The 22214-nt window shown below is 71.0% G+C and carries 22 protein-coding genes; 14 read left to right on the top strand and 8 right to left on the bottom strand.

What is annotated here, in order from left to right:
• Positions 1-79: 79 nt before the first annotated feature.
• From NO931_RS03880 to NO931_RS03865, 4 genes are read right to left on the bottom strand one after another with little or no spacing between them, the layout of a single operon-like run.
• Positions 80-601, bottom strand: coding sequence for a DUF7519 family protein (locus NO931_RS03880; protein ID WP_256391308.1), 522 nt, complete (start codon positions 599-601; stop codon positions 80-82).
• Positions 598-2121 carry a DUF58 domain-containing protein gene (locus NO931_RS03875; RefSeq protein WP_256391307.1) on the bottom strand — a complete coding sequence of 508 codons (1524 nt, stop codon included), beginning with the start codon at positions 2119-2121 and terminating at the stop codon, positions 598-600. The genes NO931_RS03880 and NO931_RS03875 overlap by 4 nt, the downstream gene beginning before the upstream one ends.
• A complete protein-coding gene (locus NO931_RS03870) occupies positions 2118-2681 on the bottom strand; it encodes a DUF7269 family protein (protein WP_256391306.1) in 564 nt (187 codons plus the stop codon). The genes NO931_RS03875 and NO931_RS03870 overlap by 4 nt, the downstream gene beginning before the upstream one ends.
• Positions 2678-3568, bottom strand: coding sequence for a DUF4129 domain-containing protein (locus NO931_RS03865; protein WP_256391305.1), 891 nt, complete (start codon positions 3566-3568; stop codon positions 2678-2680). Before NO931_RS03865 ends, NO931_RS03870 begins: the two co-directional genes overlap by 4 nt.
• Positions 3569-3838: 270 nt before the next feature.
• On the opposite strand from NO931_RS03865, the gene NO931_RS03860 reads away from it, so the two are divergent.
• Together NO931_RS03860 and menD are read left to right on the top strand one after the other, a co-directional pair.
• On the top strand, positions 3839-5179 hold the full coding sequence (locus tag NO931_RS03860) for an isochorismate synthase (protein WP_256391304.1): 1341 nt from the start codon (positions 3839-3841) through the stop codon (positions 5177-5179).
• Positions 5176-7041 (top strand): 2-succinyl-5-enolpyruvyl-6-hydroxy-3-cyclohexene-1-carboxylic-acid synthase, encoded by a 1866-nt coding sequence (menD, locus tag NO931_RS03855; protein ID WP_256391303.1) that lies wholly within the window; start codon positions 5176-5178, stop codon positions 7039-7041. Before NO931_RS03860 ends, menD begins: the two co-directional genes overlap by 4 nt.
• 39 nt (positions 7042-7080) lie before the next feature.
• Here the strand turns inward: menD and NO931_RS03850 are convergent, their stop codons facing one another.
• Complete coding sequence (locus tag NO931_RS03850; RefSeq protein ID WP_256391302.1) at positions 7081-7998, bottom strand: DnaJ domain-containing protein; 918 nt, start codon at positions 7996-7998, stop codon at positions 7081-7083.
• Positions 7999-8098: 100 nt separating this feature from the next.
• A complete protein-coding gene (locus NO931_RS03845; protein WP_256391301.1) occupies positions 8099-9055 on the bottom strand; it encodes a dihydrodipicolinate synthase family protein in 957 nt (318 codons plus the stop codon).
• A gap of 171 nt (positions 9056-9226) precedes the next feature.
• Here NO931_RS03845 and NO931_RS03840 point away from each other — a divergent pair, with 171 nt between their 5' ends.
• From NO931_RS03840 to NO931_RS03805, 8 genes are all read left to right on the top strand, one after another.
• Positions 9227-10114 (top strand): 1,4-dihydroxy-2-naphthoyl-CoA synthase, encoded by an 888-nt coding sequence (locus tag NO931_RS03840; protein ID WP_256391300.1) that lies wholly within the window; start codon positions 9227-9229, stop codon positions 10112-10114.
• A 333-nt stretch (positions 10115-10447) separates the two neighbouring features.
• Positions 10448-11251 (top strand): ABC transporter ATP-binding protein, encoded by an 804-nt coding sequence (locus NO931_RS03835; RefSeq protein WP_256391299.1) that lies wholly within the window; start codon positions 10448-10450, stop codon positions 11249-11251.
• Positions 11244-12989 carry a hypothetical protein gene (locus NO931_RS03830; RefSeq protein ID WP_256391298.1) on the top strand — a complete coding sequence of 582 codons (1746 nt, stop codon included), beginning with the start codon at positions 11244-11246 and terminating at the stop codon, positions 12987-12989. Before NO931_RS03835 ends, NO931_RS03830 begins: the two co-directional genes overlap by 8 nt.
• A 118-nt stretch (positions 12990-13107) precedes the next feature.
• Complete coding sequence (locus NO931_RS03825; RefSeq protein WP_256391297.1) at positions 13108-13518, top strand: DUF2178 domain-containing protein; 411 nt, start codon at positions 13108-13110, stop codon at positions 13516-13518.
• Between the two features lie 9 nt (positions 13519-13527).
• Complete coding sequence (locus NO931_RS03820; RefSeq protein ID WP_256391296.1) at positions 13528-13731, top strand: helix-turn-helix transcriptional regulator; 204 nt, start codon at positions 13528-13530, stop codon at positions 13729-13731.
• A 153-nt stretch (positions 13732-13884) separates the two neighbouring features.
• A complete protein-coding gene (locus NO931_RS03815) occupies positions 13885-14820 on the top strand; it encodes a 1,4-dihydroxy-2-naphthoate polyprenyltransferase (protein WP_256391295.1) in 936 nt (311 codons plus the stop codon).
• On the top strand, positions 14820-15875 hold the full coding sequence (gene menC / locus NO931_RS03810; RefSeq protein ID WP_256391294.1) for an o-succinylbenzoate synthase: 1056 nt from the start codon (positions 14820-14822) through the stop codon (positions 15873-15875). Before NO931_RS03815 ends, menC begins: the two co-directional genes overlap by 1 nt.
• Positions 15872-17497 (top strand): class I adenylate-forming enzyme family protein, encoded by a 1626-nt coding sequence (locus tag NO931_RS03805; RefSeq protein WP_256391293.1) that lies wholly within the window; start codon positions 15872-15874, stop codon positions 17495-17497. Before menC ends, NO931_RS03805 begins: the two co-directional genes overlap by 4 nt.
• A 2-nt stretch (positions 17498-17499) precedes the next feature.
• On the opposite strand, the gene NO931_RS03800 is transcribed toward NO931_RS03805, so the two are convergent.
• Entirely contained in the window at positions 17500-17772 is a 273-nt protein-coding gene (locus NO931_RS03800; RefSeq protein WP_256391292.1) for a HalOD1 output domain-containing protein, read from the bottom strand.
• The gene (locus NO931_RS03795; RefSeq protein WP_256391291.1) at positions 17765-18241 is read right to left on the bottom strand and encodes an Lrp/AsnC family transcriptional regulator; all 477 of its coding nucleotides are present in this window, start codon (positions 18239-18241) and stop codon (positions 17765-17767) included. The genes NO931_RS03800 and NO931_RS03795 overlap by 8 nt, the downstream gene beginning before the upstream one ends.
• Before the next feature lie 262 nt (positions 18242-18503).
• On the opposite strand from NO931_RS03795, the gene NO931_RS03790 reads away from it, so the two are divergent.
• From NO931_RS03790 to NO931_RS03775, 4 genes are all read left to right on the top strand, one after another.
• Positions 18504-19250, top strand: coding sequence for an NRDE family protein (locus tag NO931_RS03790; protein ID WP_256391290.1), 747 nt, complete (start codon positions 18504-18506; stop codon positions 19248-19250).
• A 240-nt stretch (positions 19251-19490) separates the two neighbouring features.
• Complete coding sequence (dnaJ, locus tag NO931_RS03785) at positions 19491-20699, top strand: molecular chaperone DnaJ (RefSeq protein ID WP_256391289.1); 1209 nt, start codon at positions 19491-19493, stop codon at positions 20697-20699.
• Between the two features lie 166 nt (positions 20700-20865).
• Positions 20866-21363, top strand: coding sequence for a DUF7504 family protein (locus NO931_RS03780; RefSeq protein ID WP_256391288.1), 498 nt, complete (start codon positions 20866-20868; stop codon positions 21361-21363).
• Positions 21364-21461: 98 nt separating this feature from the next.
• On the top strand, positions 21462-22187 hold the full coding sequence (locus NO931_RS03775) for a hypothetical protein (protein WP_256391287.1): 726 nt from the start codon (positions 21462-21464) through the stop codon (positions 22185-22187).
• The last annotated feature ends 27 nt before the right edge of the window (positions 22188-22214 follow it).

Here is a 22214-nt window from a genome sequence, read left to right as displayed (position 1 = left end):
GCTGCCGAGCGGCTCGGTATCCGGTCGATGGCGACCGCTCAACGGCGTCAGAAAGCGTTCGCAGCCGCCGGACGACGGCTCAACTGTCGGCGTCCGAGACCGGCATCAGGTGGAGCCCCGAAGCCAGCGCCACGGCGCCGAACGTCAGCAGGATGAGCGCGGTCATCGGGCGCCCGCCAGCGGTCGCCGCGTACGTTCCGTAGGCCAGCCCGCCGGCGACCGCGGCGACCGTGACGGTCCCCGAGAGATGTGCGAACTCGGCGTCCCGCGTCGCGGCGTTTCGCCCCACCTGTTCGCCGAGTTCGATCGCCCCGGTGCCGGCGTCCCACGCGAGCACCGCCAGCGCGGCGCCGACGAGCGTCGTCGGGACCGGCGCTCCGGCGACGCCCGCCAGCAGCGCCGCCAGGAACAGGCCGAAACCCCCGACCGAGACGACGGAACGATCGCCCCGCCGGACGCCGACCGCGAGGACGGCGACGCCCGGTGCGCCGAGCGCGAGCGCGGGGAGCGAGCCGGTCGCCAGCGCGACGGTCGCTGCGACGCCCGCGAGGACGGCGACTCGCCCGCTCGTTCGGGTGGGCGACCGATCGACGCCCGTCACGCCGACCACCTCTCGCCGGCCCGCGAAATCGCCGCAGCGAGCGACTCGTCCCACTGCCAGTCGGCGACGCGGGGGCCGGCCCGGCGCAGCTCCGAGAGCCGGAGCGCGCGCTCGACGTGGGCGACCGTCTGCCCGGAGGTCGCCGTCGCGGTGGGGTCGGGACTGATCGCGGTGACGAGGTGGCCGCCGGCGTCCAGCAGCTTCGCCTGCTCGATGACGTCGTCGTCACAGAGCGGCGAGAACAGGATCACCTGCGAGTGGCTGGGCAGCTGTCGGCGCAGCGCCGTCACGCTGATCGGCCGCTGGACGAGATCGTCGGCAGAGTCGGCGGTCAACAGGGGATGCTCGACGAACAGGTTGCGCGCCCTCGCGCGGTGGTCCTCGCCGCTGCCCGGCGGAAGCCACGGGTCGGTCGCGCCGACGACCGCGACGCCGACCCGATCGCCGCCGTCGATCAGCGAGGAAAACACCTGCATCGCACCCTCGACGGAGCGCTCGACGGCGCTGGACGAGGCGTCGTCGGGCCGCAGCCACGCCTCGGCGCGCACGTCGATCAGCAGGACGACCGACGCCGCCCGCTCCTCGCGGAACTCGACGGTCGAGAGCTCGCCGGTTCGGGCCTTCCGGTTCCAGTCCACTCTGGAGAGCGGGTCGCCCCGCTGGTACTCTCGGGTCGCGTAGAACTCGGCGCCGTCGCCGCCGATGTCTGTCTCGACGCGCCCGGCGTACGGCGTCGTCAGCGACTGCAGCGAGAGATCGGTCGACGGCGGCAGCCCGCCGGGCGTGCAGTACACCTCGTCGTCGGTCGTCGACCGGACGCGCGCGTCGCGCTCGACGGCGCCGCTGTATCCGCGTGCGATCGCTCGCACCAGCTCGAAGCCGTGGCGTCCGCGCTCGGCGCTGATGGAGTAGTTTAGCTCGACGGTTTCGCCGGCCCCCAGCTCCGTCGCGAGCCGCGGCGCCCCCTCGACGACGTGGAGTTGCGGCGGGACGCCGTCGACGATCCGCAGGTCCGGGATCGCCGCGCCCTCGTTCGTGATGCGGACGGTCACGTCGACCGCTTCGCCCGGATCGGGTCGGTCGTCGCCGAACGCGCGTTCGATCCGCAGCTCGACCTCCGGTGGCCTGGCCATGTGGGCGTACGCCGCGTAGGCGACGCCGACCGCGCCGACGAGGAACGCCGCGGGCGACTGGGCGAGCGCGCCGACGCCGATCGCCAGCAGCGCCGCGGCGTCGATGCCGTTCCATCGGCCGGTGAACCGATCCTCGATCGACGCGATCCGTCGGTCCGCCCCGGCGTCGTCATCGGCTTCTCCGCCGGCATCGACTCGTTCCACGTCGGCGTCGTCGACGCTCGTCCCGGCATCGGCGTCGTCCGTCGTCGTCGACGCCGCTGTCGGGTCGTCCGCTTCTTCGACGATCGCCGCGCCGCCGTCCGTGCGGTGGGAGTCGCCGTCCGTGCGGTGGGAGTCGCCGTCCGTACGTTCGGCGCCGGCGTCCGATCCGGGGTCGTCGGTCACGATTCGGCCCTCCAGATCCGTTCGAGTTCGGCCGCCGCCCGCTCCGCGCGGACGCCGTAGGACGACTTCCCGCCCCAGCGGATCCGCAGTCGCGTCAGGAACGGGATCCGGTCGCCGGCGGCGTCGCTGAAGAAGGCGGCGGCGACCGGGTCGTCCGTCCAGTCGCCGGCGTCGAGCCGGCGCTCGGCCTCGGCCGCCGACAGGTCGCGGCGCCGTTCCAGGACGGCTCGCGCGACCGGATCGAGGCGAGCTTCGACCTCCTTGCGGCCCTCCAGCGAGTGGACCTCGAACGTCGCCGCCAGCGCCTCGTCGAAGTCGTCGCCCGGCGTCGGGACGCCCGAGACGAGTTCCGGATCGCCGGTGTCGGCGCCGACGAGCGGCGACCGCCAGGCGTCGCGGGCGTACCGGCCGCCCTGGAGCACCGCGAGCGCGCCGACGGCGCCGACGTAGAACCGGCCGGCGGCGGCCGCCCCGCCGAGCGACGGGACGAGGAAGACGGTCAGCCCGGCGACCGCGAGGAGGACGCCGACGCCGGTGAGCACGCGGCTCGTCGCGGTCACTGCTCGTCACCCCCGTGGGCGCGCTCGATCCCGCGAAGCGCTTCGACCGCCCGCCGCTCGCGCTCGTCGGTGACCGGCCGGTCGCCGTAGCGCACCGCCTCGAACAGTTCGGTGAGTTCCTCGACCCGATCGCGATCGAGTCCGGCGTCGACGGCAGCGGCGGCGAACTCCGCGGGCGTGCTCGTCCGGGGATCGGCGACGTCGACGCTCTCGGCCATCTCGCGCCAGGCGCGGTACACCTCGTTCTCGGCGCCGTCCTCGGCTCCTTCGATCCGGTCGGCGGCGCGTCCCGCCGCGGCGCCGATCGACTCGTCGTCGCGCACCTCCGCCGCGACTTCGGCGCGCGTCGTGTCGTCGTCGTCATCTCGACCGGGGATGTACTCCGCGCCGAAGATGGCGATCGCTCCGACCAGCAGCGCGCCGAGCAGCGCGATGGTGACGAACATGTTTCCGCGTCCCACCGGCTCGCCGAGGCCGCCACCGCCGCCACCGACGCCACCGCCGGACGAACCGCCGCCACCGCCGGACTCGTTGCCGGTCGGCATCGGGAACCCGTCGGGCGGCTGGAGCGCGGTGAGCCACAGGTGATTCACGACGATGATCAGCAGCAGGATGCCCAGCAGCACCGGAATCCCCTTGAGCGCCCACCGCTGATCGCCGATCCCGCCGCCGTTGATCGCGTACACCGCACCCACGAGCAGCGCGAACAGGAGCGCGACGGCGACGGTCGCCGCGGTCGTCGACCACGGGACGTCGATCCCCCCGCCCGGCGTCGCCATCGGGTTCGATTCGACGACGACGGCGTTCGGCAGCGTCGCCGCTCCGAGCCCGAGGGCGCCGATACAGAGGCCGGCCGCGACCGCTGGTCCGAGGGTGTCAGATCGCATTGATAGCGTGACCGAGCGTCGGCGCCGACCGATCGACGGCGCCGCGTCGGCGGATTGCCGAACCCTTCGGAGGACCCGGAAAAAAGCGTACCGGTAGCGGTTCCCACGGAACGCCGTGCCGTGACCACCGGCGGTCGGTACCGACGCTCGCGTCGAACGGATGCGAGACTGGGGTCGACAACCGCACCGGACCGGGCGATGAGATCGGTTCCGACGGCCTCCCGAACCAGAGGGACAGGCTAAATAGTCCGGCCTCCCGAGTGACGTGCGATGGAATCGCTGCGCAGCGGTGACGACCGCCGAGATCCGGCGGACGGACCGCTCGTGACCCGGCGCCGCGAACTCGCGGACGTGTCGCGCCGCGCCGTGCTCGACGCCTTCGAACCGCCGAGAGGCCTCTGGACGCCGCCGGACGGCCCGACGATCGCGGGCTGGGGCGCGGCGTCGACGATCGCCGCCGACGGCCCCGACCGCTTCGACGCGGTGCGGGACGCCGCGGAACGCCTGTTCTCGGGCCTCGACGCCGACGGCGAGGCGGCCGTCGCCCGCCCGCGGCTGTTCGGCGGGTTCGCGTTTCACGACGATCACGAGCCTGCTGGACTCTGGGAGGGGTTCCCCGGCGCCCGCTTCGTCCTCCCGCAAGTGCAACTCGCCTGGAGCGACGACGGCGTCTGGCTGACGGTCGCGGCGGTCGATCCGCCCGATCCAGACGCCGTCGATCGGCGTCTCGACGCCGTCGCCGAGGAGATCGAGGCCGCCGACGCGACAGGCGACCCCTGCGATCCTCCCGGCGTCGTCGAGCGCGAGCGGACGACCTCTCGCCGAGAGTGGCGACAACAGGTCCGGGCCGCAGTCGAGCGGATCGAGGGCGGCGACCTCCGGAAGGTCGTGCTCGCGCAGGCGCTGTCGACCGAGCTCGCCGCGCCGCTATCGCTCCCCGACGCGATGGCCCGGCTCGATCGCTCCTACCCGGACTGTCACCGGTTTCTCGTCCAGCCCGAGGCGGGCGCGAGCTTCTTCGGCGCGACGCCCGAGCGGCTCGTCTCGCTGTCGGGGCGCACAGTCAGGACCGAGGCGCTGGCCGGCTCGACGGGCCGGGGCGACACGCCCGAGGAGGACGAGTGGCTCGCCAACGAGCTGCTGGGCAGCGAGAAGGACATCCACGAGCACGAGCTGGTCGCCGAGGCTGTCCGCGACCAGCTCGCTCCCTTCGCCGGGTCGGTCCGGACGGGCCAGCGGACGGTCCGAAAGCTCCCGACCGTCCAGCACCTCCAGACGCCGATCACCGCCGAGCTAGACGACGTCGAACACGTGCTCTCGCTGGTCGAGGCGCTGCACCCGACGCCCGCGGTCGGCGGGCTGCCGCCCGAGACCGCCTGGGAGACGATCAAGGAGACCGAGACGTTCGATCGGGGCTGGTACGCCGCGCCGGTCGGCTGGTTCGACGCCGCCGGCGACGGCGCCTTCGCGGTCGGCATCCGCTCGGCGCTGGCCCGCGGCGACCGGGCGACCCTGTTCGCCGGCGCCGGCATCGTCGCCGACAGCGACCCCGACCGCGAGTGGGACGAGGTACAGCTGAAGTACGGGCCGATGCTCGACGCGCTAGAATGAGCCACCCCAATCGAAACACGCTGTGGGCCGAGACGCTGATCGCGGAGTTGGTCGCCGGCGGAGTATCGGCGGTCTGCGTCGCGCCGGGCAGCCGCTCGACGCCGCTGACCGTCGCCGCCGCCGATCATCCCGATCTGACCGTCTTCTCGCACTTCGACGAGCGCTCGGCGGCGTACTTCGCGCTCGGCCGCGCCCGGCGGACCGGCGAGCCGACGCCGCTGATCTGCACCTCGGGCACCGCGGCGGCGAACTTCCACCCCGCCGTGATCGAGGCTAGTCAGGCAAGAGTCCCGATGGTCCTCCTGACGGCCGATCGTCCGCCGGAACTCAGAGACAGCGGCGCCAACCAGACGATCGATCAGGAGAAGCTCTACGGCGACGCCGTGCGCTGGTTCCGGGATCTTCCGGAGCCCGAACCGACGGGGCGGAAGCTCCGGCGCCTGCGGACCGATGCTGCCCGCGCCATCGCCGAGTCGACCGGCGTCCCCGCCGGGCCGGTGCATCTCAACGTCCCGTTCCGGAAGCCGCTGGAGCCGATCGAGGTGTCCGACGACGTGCCCGACGACCTCGCCGAGCGCGAGCCGCTCGGTGCGGCGGGGAGAGGTGGCCCCTTCGTCCGGTCGACCGGCGGGCGGCCGACGCTCGACGACGCCGCGCTGGACCGGCTCGCAGACGATCTCGCGGGCGCCGACCGCGGGCTGATCGTCGCCGGGCCGGCGGATCCGATGACTGCGGCCGCGGACTCCGACACTGCGGCCGCCGACGCCGGCACTTCCGCCGCGGACGCCGCGGCGTCGCCCGGCGTCGATCCCGACGCCGTCGCCCGGCTCGCCGACCTGACGGGGTTCCCGATTCTCGCGGACCCGCTCTCGGGGCTCCGCTTCGGCTCGCACGCCGACGCGGCGCCGGTGCTCGGCGGCTACGACGGCTATCTCGACGACCGGGTCGTCGGCGACTGGCCCGATCCCGAGGTCGTCGTGCGCTTCGGCGCCTCGCCGACCTCGAAGCCGCTGCGGAACTACCTCCGAGACGCTGACGCCCGCCAGTACCTGCTCGATCCCGCCGGCGAGTGGCGCGACGCGACGTTCACGACGACCGACCTTCTGAGTGCCGACCCCGAGCGAACGATCCGGACGCTCGCCGAACGGCTGTCGGCAGACGCCACAGCGGCGTCGGCCGACGCCGCAAACTGGCGCGACCGCTGGCTCGCCGCCGAGCGCGACTACTGGGCGGCGATCGACAAGTTCGACGACGATCTCGATGAGGGCGAACCGTACGAGGGGGCGGTCGTCGCGGCCGCGATCGAGCGCGCCCCCGACCCGGCGACCGTGTTCGTGTCCAACAGCATGCCGGTCCGCGACCTCGACCGCTTCGGTCGACCGCGGGGCGCCGATCTCACCGCGCTGGGGAACCGCGGCGCCAGCGGCATCGACGGCATCGCGAGCACGGCGCTGGGCGCGGGCAGCGCGACCGACGACCCGCTCGTGCTCGTGACGGGCGATCTGGCGTACTACCACGACATGAACGGGCTGCTGGCGGTCGCGCGCTGCGGCGTCGACGCCACGATCGTCCTCGTCAACAACGACGGCGGCGGCATCTTCCACCTGCTGCCGATCGAGGCGTTCGATCCGCCCTTCACCGACCAGTTCAAGACGCCCCACGGACTCGACTTCGCGCCGACCGGCGAACTCTACGGACTCGACTTCTCTCGCGTCGAGACGCTGTCGGCGTTCCGCGACGCCTACGACGCGTCGCTGGCCGCCGAGGGTACGCAAGTGATCGAGTTCCGGATCGACGGCGAGGAGAGCCACCGCACGCGCGAGGCGATCCACGACGCCGTCTGCGAGCGACTCGGACGGTGAGTTCCCCAGCGCCGGCTGCGACGCCGCGGCGCCCCGTCGTTACCACCGGAGGACGAACGCGACGGTGACGGAGTACCCGAGCGGGATCCAGCAGCCGAGCACCACGGTCAGCGCCATCACCGAGAGCATCTCGACGCCGAGCGACAGCAACGCCGCGGGCGCGAGCACGCTCCAGGCGCCGAAGACCATGCCGGCGATCAGCGGGCGCGTGATGAGATACCCGATCAGAAGCAGTACCAGCGCCGCGACGACGCCGTTGATCAGCAGCGGAAACGCGGGCGTCACCGCGCTGTAGAGCAACGCCGGATACAGCAACCCCAGAATCGCGATCTGGACGAACTCGTTGCGCGTCAGCGACGGTCGCTCGCCGATGAACGACCTGTCGGCCGGCTCCCAGTCGTGGACGGTGTACCCGCCGTCGCCCGCCGCGCTCGACGCCTCGGCGGACTCGCGCCGGGCGTCGGCGTCGTCGGGCGTCCACGACGGGTCCGACCGTCGCTCGGCGGTGCGGCGTCGGCGCCGCTGTTTGCGGTGCTGGCTCGTTCCGCCCCCGCTTTCTTCGGCGCCCGCCGCCGCTCGGGCGCGCTCACGCGTCGAGGACGACCCGCTAGCGGTCGATCCCGACCCGCTGGCGGTCGATCCGCTCTCCTCGTCCATCGATTCGTCGCCCCCGCTTCCGCCCGCGTTCGTCCACGGCGAGCGCTCGTTCCCGGCGGCGTTGGCGCCGTCGAGGTGGCGCACGTACGCGTCGTGGCCCAGCCGGTCGTACCGGGCCCGCTCGGCCTCGTCGCCGAGCACCTCCTCGGCCCGAGTAACCGCCTTGAAGCGCTCGGCGGCGTCGTCGCGGTCGCTGACGTCCGGGTGGTACTCCTTGACCTTCTCCCGGTAGGCCGACTGGATGTCGTCCTGGTCGGCGGTCTCGGGCACGCCGAGCACGTCGTAGAACGTTTCCGTCATCTGTGCGCGTAGCTATTGGCTTCCCGATATGTCTCGTCGCGTCAAAAACGGTTCGGTGCGCCGGCCCCGCTGCACGGCGTCGTCCGGGCGCGGGCCGAATTTACTCGACGAGCAGCTTGTCGTCGTCGTGCAGGTCGACCAGCGCGTCCTGCAGCGCGTCTTTCTGTTCGGTCGAGAACGACCGCAGCGGGCTCCGCATCGGGCCGACGTCGAACCCGCGCAGGTCGAGGGCAGCCTTGACGCCCGCGAGGAACGGTCCCCGCTCCATCGCGTCCAGCAGGTCCGAAAGGTCGCCCTGCAACTCGCGAGCGCGCTCGTCGTCGCCCGCTTGGACGGCCTCGTAGAGGTCGACGGCGAGCTCCGGGAAGGCGTTGGCGACCGAAAGCACCGCGCCGTCACAGCCCATCGAGAGACCGACGTGAGCCAGTCGGTTCGCTCCGATCAGGTAGGTAAAATCGGGATGTTCGCGGAGGCTCCGCTGCATCTGGACGACGTCCTCGCTGGTGTCTTTGAGCCCTTCGACACCGTCGATCGCGGCGATGCCGTCGAGCGCCGCGGGCGAGAGCTCGTTGCCCGTCATGTCGGGGAACGTGTACGCGTAGACGGGAGTGTCGACGGCGTCGGCGACGCGGCGGTAGTGCTCGACGAGGCCGTCGTCGTCGACCGGGAAGTAGTACGGCACCACGACGACCAGCCCGTCCGCGCCGGCCGCCTCGGCGGCGTTGGCGCGCTCGATCGTCTCGCGGGTGCTTTCGGCGCCGACGCCCGCCAGCACGGGTACCTCGCCGCCGACCTCGTCGACGACGGTCTCGACCACTCGGTCACGCTCCTCGGCGGTCAGTAGCGGAAACTCGCCGTTCGTCCCGAGCGCGAAGACGCCGTGGACGCCGCGATCGACGAGGAACCGCGCGTGGGTGGCGGTGGCGGCCTCGTCGACCGATTCGTCCTCGGCGAAGGCGGTGATCATCGGCGGCACGATGCCGTGGAGTCCCAGCGGATCGTCTGCGCCGGGATCGGTTCCAGCCGCAGCGTCGGCGTCAGGATCGCCCGCGTTCACGGTCGCTCACCCGTTTTCGGCGTCGAACTGCGGTCGCGGCGTCGCTGGTTCTCGGTCATCTGTCTCGCTCGGAGCTACGTCGGCATCACGTCTAATGGTTGGGCTGACGGCAGGGCCGTCCGACGCCCGGACGGCAACCTATTTGCCCGTACCGCCCCGAGTCACGCGAAAATGGTCTCGGAGATATTCGACCCCGAGCGCTGGGAGCCGATCGAGGCGTTCGACTTCGACGACGTCACCTACCACCGCTCCGCGTCGGGCCACACCGTCCGGATCGCGTTCGACCGGCCCGAAAAGCGGAACGCCTTCCGTCCCAAAACGGTCGACGAACTGTACGACGCGCTCGACCACGCCAAGCGCCAGACAGATGTCGGCTGCGTGCTGCTGACGGGCAACGGCCCCTCGCCCGACGACGGCGGCTGGGCCTTTTCGTCGGGCGGCGACCAGGGAATCCGCGGCGCGGACGGCTACGAGTACGAGGGCGACGAGGAGCGCGCCAGCGAGCACGGGCGCCTGCACATCCTCGAAGTCCAGCGCCTGATCCGGCACATCCCGAAAGTCGTCGTCGCCGTGGTGCCGGGCTGGGCGGTCGGCGGCGGCCACAGCCTGCACGTGGTCTGTGACCTGACGATCGCCAGCGAGGAGCACGCCAAGTTCCTCCAGACCGACCCCGACGTGGGCAGTTTCGACGCTGGGTTCGGGTCGGCCTACCTCGCGCGCCAGATCGGCCAGAAGAAGGCTCGCGAAGTGTTTTTCCTCGGAAAGACCTACAGCGCCGAGGAGGCCGCCGACATGGGGATGGTCAACGAGGCGGTTCCCCACGAGGAACTCGAAGAGCGAGCGCTGGAGTGGGGCGAGCGGATCAACTCGAAGAGTCCGAACGCGATGCGGATGCTCAAGTACGCGTTCAATCTGGATTCCGACGGACTGGTCGGTCAGCAGGTGTTCGCCGGCGAGGCGACGCGGCTCGGCTACATGACCGACGAGGCCCAGGAGGGCCGGGACGCGTTCAACGAGGGCCGAGAGCCCGACTTCGACGAGTTCCCCTGGAAGTACTGATTCGGCGTCGAGCGACGCCACGCGAGCACACTTTTCGACCGGTACGGACGCCGCCTCCCGGACTACCGACGTTCTCTGCAGCGTCGTCGCTGCGTTTCGTGCGAGTCTCCGATGAGCAGACGGCGCCGTCGTCGCCGCCGCGGCGACCGATTATCGGTGAGGGTGTGGTCCCACCGACAGCTTTAATGCCAGGGGTGTAAAGAACGTTTTACTGTAAAGGAGTGTTTACACCCCCATGCCCCTCGAGCACCCCGCCGCACCACCGGCGTCCACGACCGCCCGAGCTAGTGTCGCGAGTCGCAGAGTCGCTGCCCTCCCGGCGGTGACCCGCCCATGACCGAGGACGCGATCGTCGCCGACGGGCTGACGAAGCGCTTCGGCGAGAAGACGGCGGTGAACGACGTCTCGCTGTCGATCCCGAGAGGAACGGTCTACGGATTCCTCGGCCCGAACGGCGCCGGCAAGACGACCACGATGCGGATGCTGACCGCGCTCACCGAGCCCACGGCCGGGTCGGCGACGGTCGCCGGCGTCCCGGTGTCGAACCGCCGCGAGCTCACCCAACACATCGGCTACCTGCCCGCCGATCCGCCGGTCTTCGACGAGCTCACCGCGTGGGAGCAGCTCCGTCACGTCGCTCGACTTCACGGCATGTCCGACGGCGACGCCGACGAGCGCATCGAGACGCTGCTCGACCGCTTCGGCCTCCTCGCCGACGCCGACGAACGGATCGCGTCGTACTCGACCGGCATGGCCAAGAAGGTCGGGATCATCGCGGCGCTGTTTCACGAGCCAGACGTCGTCTTTCTCGACGAGCCCACCAGCGGCCTCGATCCGCGCGCGGCTCGCACCGTTCGGGACACGATCGCCGATCTCGTGACCCGTGAGATGACCGTCTTCCTCTCGACGCACATCCTCCCGATCGTCGACGAACTCGCCGACACGATCGGCGTCATCAACGAGGGCGCGCTCGTCGCGGAGGCGCCGCCCGCGGAACTCAAGGCTCTCGCCGACGAGTCGCCGGATCTCGAAACCGCCTTCCTGGAGATCACCGCCGAACGGGAGCCCGACGCCACGGACACTCGATCGGCGGAAGCCGGAGCCCCGGCCTCCGACGGGGGCCGAACCGATGTCTGAGAAGTCGCCCGATCTTTCGGACGCGGCCTCGTCCGCGACGACGCCGGCTCGGCGTCACGACGCGGCGTCGCGACGGCGGCTTCGGACTGTGGTGCCGTCGCCCCGACCGAGCCTGGAGGTCGCGAGAGTCGAGCTCCTCCGCGGCTACCGGTGGGTGAGACATCAGGACCTCTGGCTCGCCTTCACCGTCCTGATGGGATTCGTCGGCGCGTTCTTGCTCCTCGAAACGTTCGAGGCGGCCAGATCCGTCGGCTCGACCGTCTCCGCTGGCGCACCCCTCCCCTCGTGGCCGGTGATCGCCACGAGCGTTCTCTGGCTCTTCCTGACGATCCTCCTCGTGGCCGACAGTCTCGGCGGGAACGGCGACCTCGACAACGACAATCAGTACCTCACGATTCGACCGGCCGCCGACATCGTCGGCGGGTTGCTGCTCGCCGCGGCGGCCAAGTTCTCCGTCTACACGATCGGGCTGGGAGCGGCCGTCGGTGCCGGGCTGGTCGCGGGAACCGGCTCGTTGCGTCCCTTGCTCGGAATCACCGCCGTGGCGGTCGTCATCCCGGTCACGGCGGCCGCGGTCGGCTATCCGATCGGCTTCGCGCTCAAGGGGATCGCTCGCCGATCGCGGAACCTCCAGCGGCTCACGACCGTTCTCGGCGTCGGCGTCGGGACCGCGTACGTCGTCCTCTCGGTGACCGGCGAACTGTTGACCATCGTCCAGCGGCTGGAGCCGGTGCTGCAGTCCCCGCCGCTGGCGTGGTTCGGACAGCTCGCGTTCGCCACGACGCCGAACGCCGGCGTCGACGTCGCCGGCGCGATCGCCCTGCTCGTACTCGCGCCGGTCGTCACCGTCGGCGGGACGGCGCTCGCGGTGCCCGCCGCCCGGTACGCGTGGCTGGCAGACGGCCCCGCTCCGGACGCCGACGACGAGGAGTCGGAGCTGCCGACGGCACCGAGCTCCCACCTCGACGCCGTGCTCGCGGCCGTCTGCCGAACGCCCGCGACGCGCGGCATCGCGAGCACGACGCTCCACCGAGCGGTGCGCTCGCCGTTCCAGTTCGTGTTCGTCGCCCCGCCGCTCCTCGCTGCGATCGTCTTCGTCGAGACGGCGGTGACGACCGGGGCGGTCCCGTGGTACGTGCCGTGGTTCGTCGTCTGGTACGGCGCGTGGGCGTCCGGCGCCGTGGTGCCGTTGAACCCGCTCGGGAACCAGGGCGCGGTACTGCCGACGCTGCTGACGGCGCCGGCGCGCGGCCGACACGTCGTCCGCGGCAACGTCGTCGCGGCGTCGCTCGTCGGCGCCCCGCTGACCGCGGGCATCGCCGTCGTCGCGGGTCAGATGGCCGGCGCGCCTCTCCGGGAGCTGATCGGCCTCGGCGTCGCCGGAGGCGCTGCGGTCGTCGGGAGCGCGGTCGTCGCGACCGGTATCGGATCGGCGTTCCCGCGGTTCGATGCGGTCAGTCTGGACGCCGCCAGACGGGCGGTACCGCCGAGCAAGCGCGCGTACAGCATCTTCTCGACGTACCTGAGCGTTACCGTGTTCGCGGTGGCTGTCGTCGCCAACGAGACTGCACGCACTGTCGCCGCCCTCGTGCTCTCGGAGCGGCTGCCCTTCGGCCTCGACGTCGGCGTCGACGCGCTGCGAGCGCTCGGCTGGGTCGTGATCGTCGGGAGCGCTCTCGCGATTCCGGGCGCCTACCGGCTCGCCGTTCGCCGTATCGAAACGTATCGGGTCGCCTGAGACCGGGCGAGAGCCGGAGCCGAACGCGATTCTCGGAACGGCCGCCCTCCGACCGTCGATCGAACGCCAATTTTAATACCGGGTGTAAAAGACTCTTTACTAGCCAGGGCCGTTCGCCATGACAACCATCACAGTGATGTCGCGACTCGGACGCCGGACGTACAGACGGCTCGTGTACGGCATCGTCGCCGTCGCCGTTCTCGGACTGTTCGTCGGGATCGCACTCGGGCAGCACCTCGCCGGCGCGGTCGTCTACTTGCTCGGCACGTGGATCGGCGGCACGATCACCGTCGCCGCGCCGCGACTGAGCGATCGGACGCTCCAGGACGAGCGGGACTACGAGTTACACAACCACGCCAGCGGGCTGGCGCTCCGGGTCACGATGGTTCTAGGCCTGAGCGTGCTTCCGGTGCTGTACGTCCTCGACGCCGGCGGCCAGTTCGAGATCTCGGGGGCGGTTTCCGGGATGGTTCTCACCCTCTCGGCGCTGTTCCTGTTGTACGGCATCTGTTACGGAATCGTCAAATAGCGCACTTTCATGCAGAACAATCTCTCCGAGCGACGCGAAGCCGAGGGCATCAGTCAGGGCGATCTCGCCGAGGCCGTCGACGTCACCCGACAGACGATCAACGCGATCGAACGCAACCGATACGATCCGTCGCTGGAACTCGCGTTCGATCTCGCAACTCACTTCGACTGTGCGATCGAGGATATTTTCGACCCCGACGACGGCGAGGACTGAAACGAGTCCCGAACCGCCGTCCGGTGCGACGATCGAATGAGTGCTTCCGGGCGGTCGAGCGCGTTCGAGACGGTACGTCGACGCCCTACAGTCCCTCTCGCCGCTCGCGCTAGATGCCAAGCTTAACACGCGACCGGTCCCGATTTCGAGCCAATGAGTACCGACGTGAGCCGGGGCCGAGCGTGGCTGATGGCCACCCGTCCCCAGACGCTGCCCGCGGGCGCCGCGCCGGTCGTCGTCGGCGCCGCGATCGCGGTCCACGAGGGCGTGTTCGCGCCGTGGCCGGCGCTGGCGGCGCTGGTCGGCGCCCTGCTGATCCAGATCGGGACGAACTTCGCGAACGACTACTACGACGCCGTCAAGGGCGTCGACGACGAGAGCCGCGAGGGCTTCACCCGCGTCACCCAGTCGGGGCTGATCCCGGCCGAGCAGGTCAAATTCGCGATGGCCGCCACGTTCGGGCTGGCGATCCTCCTGGGAACGTACCTCGTCTACGTCGGCGGGCTCCCCATACTGGTGATCGGTCTCCTGAGCGTCGCGAGCGGCTACGCCTACGCGGGCGGGCCCTATCCGCTGGGATCCCACGGGCTGGGCGATCTGTTCGTGTTCGTCTTTTTCGGCGTCGTCGCCGTCGTCGGGACGGTGTACGTGCAGGCCGCGGCCGTCCTCGCGGAGCCGCTGGCGACGACGATTCCCGCGGGGACGATCCCCGCCGTCGCGATCCTCGCCAGTCTGCCGGTCGCCGCGATCTCGACGAACATCATCGTCGTGAACAACGTCCGCGACATGGAGACCGACCGCGAGGCCGGCAAGTACACCCTCGCCGTGCTGATCGGCTACCGCTGGAGCCGCGTCGAGTACGTCGGCCTGCTGGCGCTGGCCTACGCCGTCCCCCTCCTGCTGTGGGCGACTCGCGACGCGTTCGGCCCCGGCGTCCTGCTGCCGCTGCTCACGATTCCGCTGGCCGCGAGCGTCGCCCGAACCGTCTGTACGCGCACCGACGGCGAGGCGCTCAACCCCGCACTGGAACGCACCGGGAAGCTGCTCGCGGCGTTCTCGGCGCTGTTCGCGCTCGGAGTGGTGATCTGATGGACGCCGAACTCCGGGAGTTCGCGATCGATCTCGACGCCCCGCTCGAAACGGCCGCGGGAACGATGGAGCGCCGCGAGGGAGTTCTGCTTCGCGTATCGGAAGTGGCCGCCGCGGGCGTCGGCGAGGCGACGCCGCTGCCCGGCTGGACCGAATCCCTCGAAACCTGCCGCGACCGCCTCGACGCGGCTGCAGACCGGCTGAACGACGACGACCCCGCAGCCGCGCTCGAAGCCGTCGACGGGTCGCCCGCCGCCCGCCACGCCGTCCACCTCGCGCTCGCGGACCTCCGGGCGCGACAGGACGCCGTCCCGCTGTACCGCTATCTCGGCTCCGTCGGCCGCGTCGAGCGCGTGCCGGTCAACGCGACCATCGGCGTCGGCTCGCCCGACGAAGTCGCTGCGGCCGCCGAGGGTGCCGTCGAGCAGGGGTTCCGATGTCTCAAACTCAAGGTCGGGTCGGACACCGTCGCGGAGGATGCCGAGCGCGTCGCGGCCGTCCGCGATGCGCTCCCGCGCGGGGTGGCGCTCCGGGCCGACGCCAACGGCGCCTGGGATCGCGAACGAGCGAGCGAGGCGTTCCGAGCGTTCGCCGACAGCGGCGTCGAGTACGTCGAGCAACCCCTCGCGCCGGACGATCTCGACGGACACGCCGCGCTCCGGCGTGACGCCGTTGGCGTCGGCGTCGCGCTCGACGAGTCGCTGCGGACGGCGTCGGTCGACGAGATCGTCGAAACTGGCGCGGCCGACGTGATCGTGCTCAAGCCGATGGTGCTGGGCGGGCTCGACCGCGCTCGCCGAGCAGCGCTGCGCGCGCGCCGCGTCGGCGTCACGCCGATCGTGACGACCACCGTCGACGCCGTCGTCGCCCGCACGGCCGCGGTCCACCTCGCGGCGTCGATTCCCGGGATCGATCCCTGCGGGCTGGCGACGGCCGACCGGCTCGCGACGGATCTCACGCCCGATCCCGCGCCGGTCGAGAGCGGCGATATCGCGATTCCGCAGGACGACGGACTCGGCACCGCCGGGCCGTGGGACGGAGGTGCCGACGCGTGACGGACTGGCCCCAGTCCGACTGGCTCGCGGCCCGCGCCGCGGCGTCGCCCGACGCCGAAGCGGTGATCGACACCGGGGCGAGCGCCGATGGTGACGCCGACGCGGGCTCTGAGGCCGACACCGGGGCGAGCGCCGGACGCGCCGCCCGCTGGTCCTACGCCGATCTCGATGCCGCGACCGACGCCGTCGCCCGATCGCTCGCGGCCCGCGGCGTCGCCCCCGGCGACCACGTCGGGACGCTGCTCGACACCGGCCTCCCGTTCGTGCTGGTCGTCCACGCCCTCGACCGGCTCGGCGCCGTGCTCGTCCCGCTGAACGTCCGGCACACCCCGGGAGAGCTCTCGCGAGCCTGCGAGAACGCCGACGTGACGACGCTGCTGTGCGACGCCGACACCGAGGCGAGCGCCCGCGAGGCCGCCGAGCGGTGCGCGGAGCCGCCCGCCGTGGTGTCGGTCGACGCGATCGACCCGAGCGCGACCGATCCGAGCGCTTCCGACCGGGATATCGACGACAGCGTGTTTCCCCGCGTCGAGCGGACCCCCGTCGACGTGCGCGTGATCCTGTTCACTTCGGGGACCACCGGCGAGCCGAAAGCCGTCCCGCTGACCGCGGGCAACCTGCTCGCCAGCGCCGTCGGGTCGGCGTTCCGGCTCGGCGTCGTACCCGACGACCGGTGGCTCTGCTGTCTCCCGATGTACCACATGGGCGGGCTGGCGCCCGTGCTCCGGTCGACGCTGTACGGCACCACCGTCGTCCTCCAGTCGACGTTCGACGCCGAGCGGACGCCAGCGGTCGCCCGCGAGTACGGCGTCACGGGCGTCTCGCTGGTGCCGACGATGCTTCGGCGGATCATCGATGGGGGCGCGGAGCTGCCCGACTCGCTGCGGTTCGTCCTGCTCGGCGGCGCGCCGGCCGGCACCGACCTGATCGACGCCTGCGAGCGCCGCGACGTGCCCGTCAACCCCACGTTCGGGATGACCGAGACGGCCTCGCAGGTCGCCACGGCGACCCCCCGCGAGGCGTTCGCACACGAAGGAACGGTCGGGCGACCGCTGCTCGGAACCACGGTGACGATCGTCGACGAGGACGGCGATCCGCTGCCGGCCGGCGAGACGGGCGAACTCGTCGTCGACGGGCCGACCGTGACGCCGGGCTACTACGGCGACGCCGCGGCGACCGAGGCGTCGTTCGGCGAGCACGGGCTGCACACCGGTGACGTGGGCTACCGCGATCGGGGCGGGCGCCTGTGGGTGCTCAACCGTCGCGACGACCGGATCGTCACCGGCGGCGAGAACGTCGACCCCGGGGAGGTGGTGGAGGCGCTCCGCGACCATCCGAAAATCCGCGACGCGGCGGTGCTCGGGATCGACGACGCCGAATGGGGCGAGCGCGTCGCCGCGCTCGTCGCGCCCGAGGACGCTGCGAACGAGCGGGACGCGGTCGAGACGCTCGACGCCGACGCGGTGCGCGAACACTGTCGCGAGCGCCTCGCGGGGTACAAGCTCCCGCGGACGGTGGCGTTCGCGGACGCGCTCCCCCGAACGGCGTCGGGCACCGTCGACAGGGAGCGCGTGCGCGAGACGCTACGCGACGCGGACCGGGAGATGGCGGGCGAGAAGTAGCTTCAGTCGCCGTCGGTGGCTTCGGAGACGGTGATCGCGCCGTGGCTGGTGACTGTGATCTCGCAGTTGGCGTAGGTGAACTGGACGCGGACCGGCTCGCCCGCCGGGAGCGGATCGTCCGACTGGACTACGTCGTCCAGGCGATCCCCGTCGATGGTGCTGTACAGCGACGGAAGCTCGTCCTGCTCGCGGTTACGGACTTCGGCGACGGCCGCGATTACGGCCGCGCTCGGTTGTTGGCCCGGGTCGAACGTGAACCGGTGCTCGTCACTCATCGTCATCCTCGACGACGCTCCGGCCGAAGTGATCGAACGGCTGGACGCGGGTGCTCTTGAGGATCTTCGAGTTCACGACGTCGAGTCCGAGGTCGTGGAGCGCGTCGCTGATCCGAGCGATGTCGTCGGTGTCGGTGCCCACGGCCTCGACCTGCAGGTTGTCGCTACCGTTGAGCACCTCTTGTGTCTGCACGACGCCGTTGACCGAACAGGCTTCCGTGGCGAGGCGGTCGCGATCGGCGCTCTCGGCGCTACAGATGAACAGCACGTGCAACTGGAGTCCCGCCTTGTCGTAGTCGATGTCGGGATGATACCCCCGGATGATCCCCTCGTCTTCGAGTCGCTCGATGCGGTTTCGTACGGTGCTCGCCGACACGCCGACGCGCTCGCCCATCTCCTTTGTCGTCAGGTGTCGCGCGTCCTGTTGGAGGAGAAAGAGGATCCCCTTATCGACGTCGTCGAGTTCCATCTCATGGTCACTCTGTTGCACCCCTAAATCACGTTTTCGTATTTTATGCCCCAAGACATTCATATTTTATAAAATTAAGATTATACGTTGCGGATTCCGTATATGTCTGCTACTTCTCTCGTTGTTGCAGGTACAAACACTACGAAATCAACACTGCGGAGTGCGGTCACAGAACGGTGCCCTCCATCGATTTCGGCCGACAGTGATCGGCGTGCGCATCGTCGACAGTGGGTTTATCGGCGCCGTCCGCGTACGTGTTCGCGTGTGCACGCTGACCCTCGCCTGGCAGGTGTTTCCCGACACGCCCGTCGCGGTCGCGGCGAACCGCGACGAGGCCGACGGTCGGCCGTCCGAACCGCCGGCGGTGCTCGAACGCGATCCCCGCGTCGTCGCGCCGCGGGACGCCGAGGCCGGGGGGACCTGGATCGGGTACAACGAACGGGGCCTCCTCGTCGCGATCACCAACCGGTGGAACGACGCCGACCTCGCCGGCGAGCGCTCGCGGGGCCTGCTCGTCCGCGACGCGCTCCGCCGGCCGAGCGCCGAGGCTGCGGGTCGATTCGTCGAACGAGCGGTCCGCGACCGCGAGTACGAGGGGTTCAACCTGGTGATCGCCGACGCCGGAGCGGCGCTGTACTACGAGTGGGACGGGAGCCTCGACTTCCTGCAGTTCGATCCCGGCGTCCACGTCGTCGTCAACGTCGGCGCCGACGGCCGGTTTTCGATCCCGAAGCGACGCCCTGACGCGGGCGAACGACAGGCGGAGAACGCGACCCGACTCCGCGAGGCGCTCGCGGTCGAACCCGGCGAGACGGCGACCGGCTGGATCGATCGGGCCGGCGAGGCGCTGGGCGACCACGAGTTCGGCGTCTGCATCCACGGCGACGGCTACGGAACGCAGTCCTCCTCGCTTATCGCGATCGGCCGGTCGGGCGCGACCTACCGGTTCGCCGACGGGCCGCCCTGCGAGACCGACTACGAGGACGTGACGCTGGCGCTCGACGAGTGATCGGCGAGCGCGATTGACGCCCGGTGGGCCGGTCGGGACGCCGCTGACGCCGCGGCGTCCTACCGATGCGGCTACTCGGCGACCTCCTGCCGGCGCGGCTACTCCGCGGCGGTATCCAACTCGCCCGTAGCCATTTTCTGGGTGACCACACTCGCCCGCGGCTATTTCGCGGCGGCGTCGCGCCCGTCCCGGCCAAGCCGTTCTTTTCAAGTGTCCCAACCGTCTACGGGGCTACAACGAATGAGCGAGGACTTCTACGATATTCTCGGCGTGAGTCAGGACGCGTCCGAGGACGAGATTCAGCAGGCCTACCGGAAGAAAGCCAGCGAGCTCCATCCCGACGTCAGCGACGACCCGAACGCCGAGGAGAAGTTCAAGAAAGCCCAGAAAGCCAAGGAGGTACTGACCGACGAGGAGAAGCGCAACGCCTACGACCGCCTCGGCCACGAGCGCTTCCAGGAAGCCGAGAAGCACGGCGGCTTCGACGGCGGTCGCGGCGGCGGTGGCGCGGGCGGCCCGTTCGGCGGCGGTGCGGGGGGACCGTTCGGCGGCGGCGGTGGCGGTGCCGGCGGTCCCTTCGGCGGCGCGGGCGGCGGAGGCGGCGGCATGGGCGACATCTTCGACCAGATTTTCGGCGGCGGTGGCGGCGGTCGCGGCCGCGGCGACTCCGGCCGGGGCGCCGACCTCCGGACGACACTGGAACTCGACCTCGAGGAAGCCTACGAGGGCGTCCAGAAGGAAGTGACCGTGCGCCGCCCCGAGAACTGCGACACCTGCGACGGCGCCGGCCACCCGCCGGACGCCGACGCACGAACCTGCCCGGAGTGTGAGGGCCGCGGGCAGGTCACGCAGGTCCAGCAGACGCCGCTCGGGCGCGTCCAGCAGACCCAGACCTGTCGGCGCTGCTCGGGACAGGGCGAACTGTACGAGGAAACCTGCAGCGACTGCGGCGGCGACGGACAGGTGACCAAGACGTCGACGCTGACCGTCGACATCCCCGCCGGCATCCAGGACGGTCAGACGCTCCGGATGGAGAACGAGGGCGAACCCGGCGACACCCGCCGACAGAACGGCGACCTGCTGATCGAGGTGTCGGTCGCGGACCACCCCGACTTCGAGCGCGACGGCGACGACCTCCAGCACCGCGAGCCGATCTCGTTCCCGCAGGCGACCTTCGGCGACACGATCGAGGTGCCGACGCTCGACGGCCCCGTCGAGATGGACGTTCCCGAGGGCACCCAGAGCGGGGAGACGTTCCGCCTGGAGAACAAGGGGATGCCGCGGCTCCGCGGTCGAGGCCAGGGCGATCTCTACGTGCAGGTCCAGATCGTCACGCCCGACTCGCTCAACGAGGACCAGCGCGAGGCGCTGGAGCAGTTCGCCGAAGCCGGCGGCGAGGAGATCGAGGTCGAGACCGGGTTCTTCGAGAAGATCAAGAACTCCTTCTGAGCGGGTTTCGGCCGTCGCAGTTCCCGTTTTTCGGTCTCCGACGTTTGCGGTAGCGACGGGTCCGCGACCGCCGGGTCGAGCGCCCGTAAACGGTAATTAACCGGCAAGTAGCCGGCGAGTAACTATGGGGAAACCGGGTGTTCCGACGGACGAGGGAACACGCGACATGACCGATACCGACCCCGATGCCGCAGGCGCCCCGACCGGCAGCGTTCTCGTGACCGGCCCGGCGCCGGAGCGATTCGAGCGCGCGACCGAACTCGTGACCGACGAGGTCGTCGTCGTCCCGGGGGTCGACGACCGCCTCGACGAGTCGCTCGCGACGGCGGACGCCGACGTCGCTGTCGTGCCCGAGAGCGGCGGCGCAGAGCCGCTCTCCGAGCTCGGTATTTCGGTCTCGGACCGGGTCGCTCGTCGGAGCGAGCCGGACGTCCTGGTGAGCGGCGACGCGCTCGCCGACGCGGGATCGGTCTGCCCGTTCACGCTGTTCCGCTTCCTCCACTTGCTACGGTGGCGCGTGGCGGGCACCGGCGGTCGGCTCGTGTGTACCCTCGGGGATGCGGTCGATCCGATCACGATCGAGACGATCGACGAGGTGTTCGACGAGCGCGTCCGGCTGGAGTCGATCCGGGACCGCCGACGCGTCGGCGGACTCCTGCCGTGACGCCCGCTCGTCGCTGACCGGTGCGTGCCGCCGGGGACACGGGGGTGGCCCCGGCGGGAATCTGCGCTCTTTTGACGGCGGCGTCCGAACGACCGCGCATGGAGAGTCTCGACGACGTCGTCGCGCGGGAGCGGCACTCGCAGGACCTCGCCGTCCGGGCCGCGGGTGAACCGGAGCGAACGTACACGTACCACCGATTCTGTACGACCGCCTGGAAGACGGGCAACTTCCTGCGACACCTCGGCGTCGGCGACGGCGTCGCCGTCGGCGTCGCGGCCGATCCGGTCCCCCAGTCGCTGCTGGCGTTCTTCGGCACGGCGCTGCTGGGCGGACGGACGCGATTCGATCCGCCGACCGAGTTCGACGGTCGCGCCGTGGTCGCCCGGAGTGAGGCCGTCGAGGCGTACGAACTGCCGGCAGGCGGTCAGCGCGTCGGCTACGGCGACGATCCGGCGGATCCCGCGACGCGGTACTTCGAGGAGGAGGTGTGGAGCGAGAATCCCTCTTTTCCGCCGGTCGATCGCGACCCGTCGACGCCGGCACTCGAAGACGCCGACCGCCGGTATTCCCACGCCGAACTCGTCGACGCCGCGGTCGAGGTGGCGTCGGAGTTCGGGCTCGACGCCGACGACGCAGTGGCGGTCCGCGCCTCGCTCGCCGATCCCCGGACGGTCGTCGCGGGCGCGCTGGCGCCGCTGATCGCCGGCGGTTCCGTGCTGTTCCCCGACGAGGACGCGCAGGGCGACGTCGCCGTCGCGCCGGTGGGCGACGCGGCGGACGCCCCCGAGTCGCGGTCGATCTCGCTCGACGACGTTTCGCTCTGAGCGGCGGCGTCCGGACGCCGCGGTGAC

This window comes from Natronoarchaeum rubrum, from assembly GCF_024494695.1.
The sequence above is the reverse complement of the archived record's forward strand: the minus strand, read 5'-3'. Positions and strand labels throughout refer to the sequence as shown.

What these genes read in the sequence shown, in the direction of transcription:
- NO931_RS03835 (WP_256391299.1), top strand. Translation starts at nt 10,448, where the DNA reads ATGACCGAGGACGCGATCGTCGCCGACGGGCTGACGAAGCGCTTCGGC.
- NO931_RS03775 (WP_256391287.1), top strand. Translation starts at nt 21,462, where the DNA reads ATGGAGAGTCTCGACGACGTCGTCGCGCGGGAGCGGCACTCGCAGGAC.
- dnaJ (WP_256391289.1), top strand. Translation starts at nt 19,491, where the DNA reads ATGAGCGAGGACTTCTACGATATTCTCGGCGTGAGTCAGGACGCGTCC.
- NO931_RS03840 (WP_256391300.1), top strand. Translation starts at nt 9,227, where the DNA reads ATGGTCTCGGAGATATTCGACCCCGAGCGCTGGGAGCCGATCGAGGCG.
- NO931_RS03865 (WP_256391305.1), bottom strand. Translation starts at nt 3,568, where the DNA reads ATGCGATCTGACACCCTCGGACCAGCGGTCGCGGCCGGCCTCTGTATC.
- NO931_RS03800 (WP_256391292.1), bottom strand. Translation starts at nt 17,772, where the DNA reads ATGAGTGACGAGCACCGGTTCACGTTCGACCCGGGCCAACAACCGAGC.
- menD (WP_256391303.1), top strand. Translation starts at nt 5,176, where the DNA reads ATGAGCCACCCCAATCGAAACACGCTGTGGGCCGAGACGCTGATCGCG.
- NO931_RS03830 (WP_256391298.1), top strand. Translation starts at nt 11,244, where the DNA reads ATGTCTGAGAAGTCGCCCGATCTTTCGGACGCGGCCTCGTCCGCGACG.
- NO931_RS03850 (WP_256391302.1), bottom strand. Translation starts at nt 7,998, where the DNA reads ATGACGGAAACGTTCTACGACGTGCTCGGCGTGCCCGAGACCGCCGAC.
- NO931_RS03795 (WP_256391291.1), bottom strand. Translation starts at nt 18,241, where the DNA reads ATGGAACTCGACGACGTCGATAAGGGGATCCTCTTTCTCCTCCAACAG.
- NO931_RS03825 (WP_256391297.1), top strand. Translation starts at nt 13,108, where the DNA reads ATGACAACCATCACAGTGATGTCGCGACTCGGACGCCGGACGTACAGA.
- NO931_RS03815 (WP_256391295.1), top strand. Translation starts at nt 13,885, where the DNA reads ATGAGTACCGACGTGAGCCGGGGCCGAGCGTGGCTGATGGCCACCCGT.
- menC (WP_256391294.1), top strand. Translation starts at nt 14,820, where the DNA reads ATGGACGCCGAACTCCGGGAGTTCGCGATCGATCTCGACGCCCCGCTC.
- NO931_RS03780 (WP_256391288.1), top strand. Translation starts at nt 20,866, where the DNA reads ATGACCGATACCGACCCCGATGCCGCAGGCGCCCCGACCGGCAGCGTT.
- NO931_RS03860 (WP_256391304.1), top strand. Translation starts at nt 3,839, where the DNA reads ATGGAATCGCTGCGCAGCGGTGACGACCGCCGAGATCCGGCGGACGGA.
- NO931_RS03820 (WP_256391296.1), top strand. Translation starts at nt 13,528, where the DNA reads ATGCAGAACAATCTCTCCGAGCGACGCGAAGCCGAGGGCATCAGTCAG.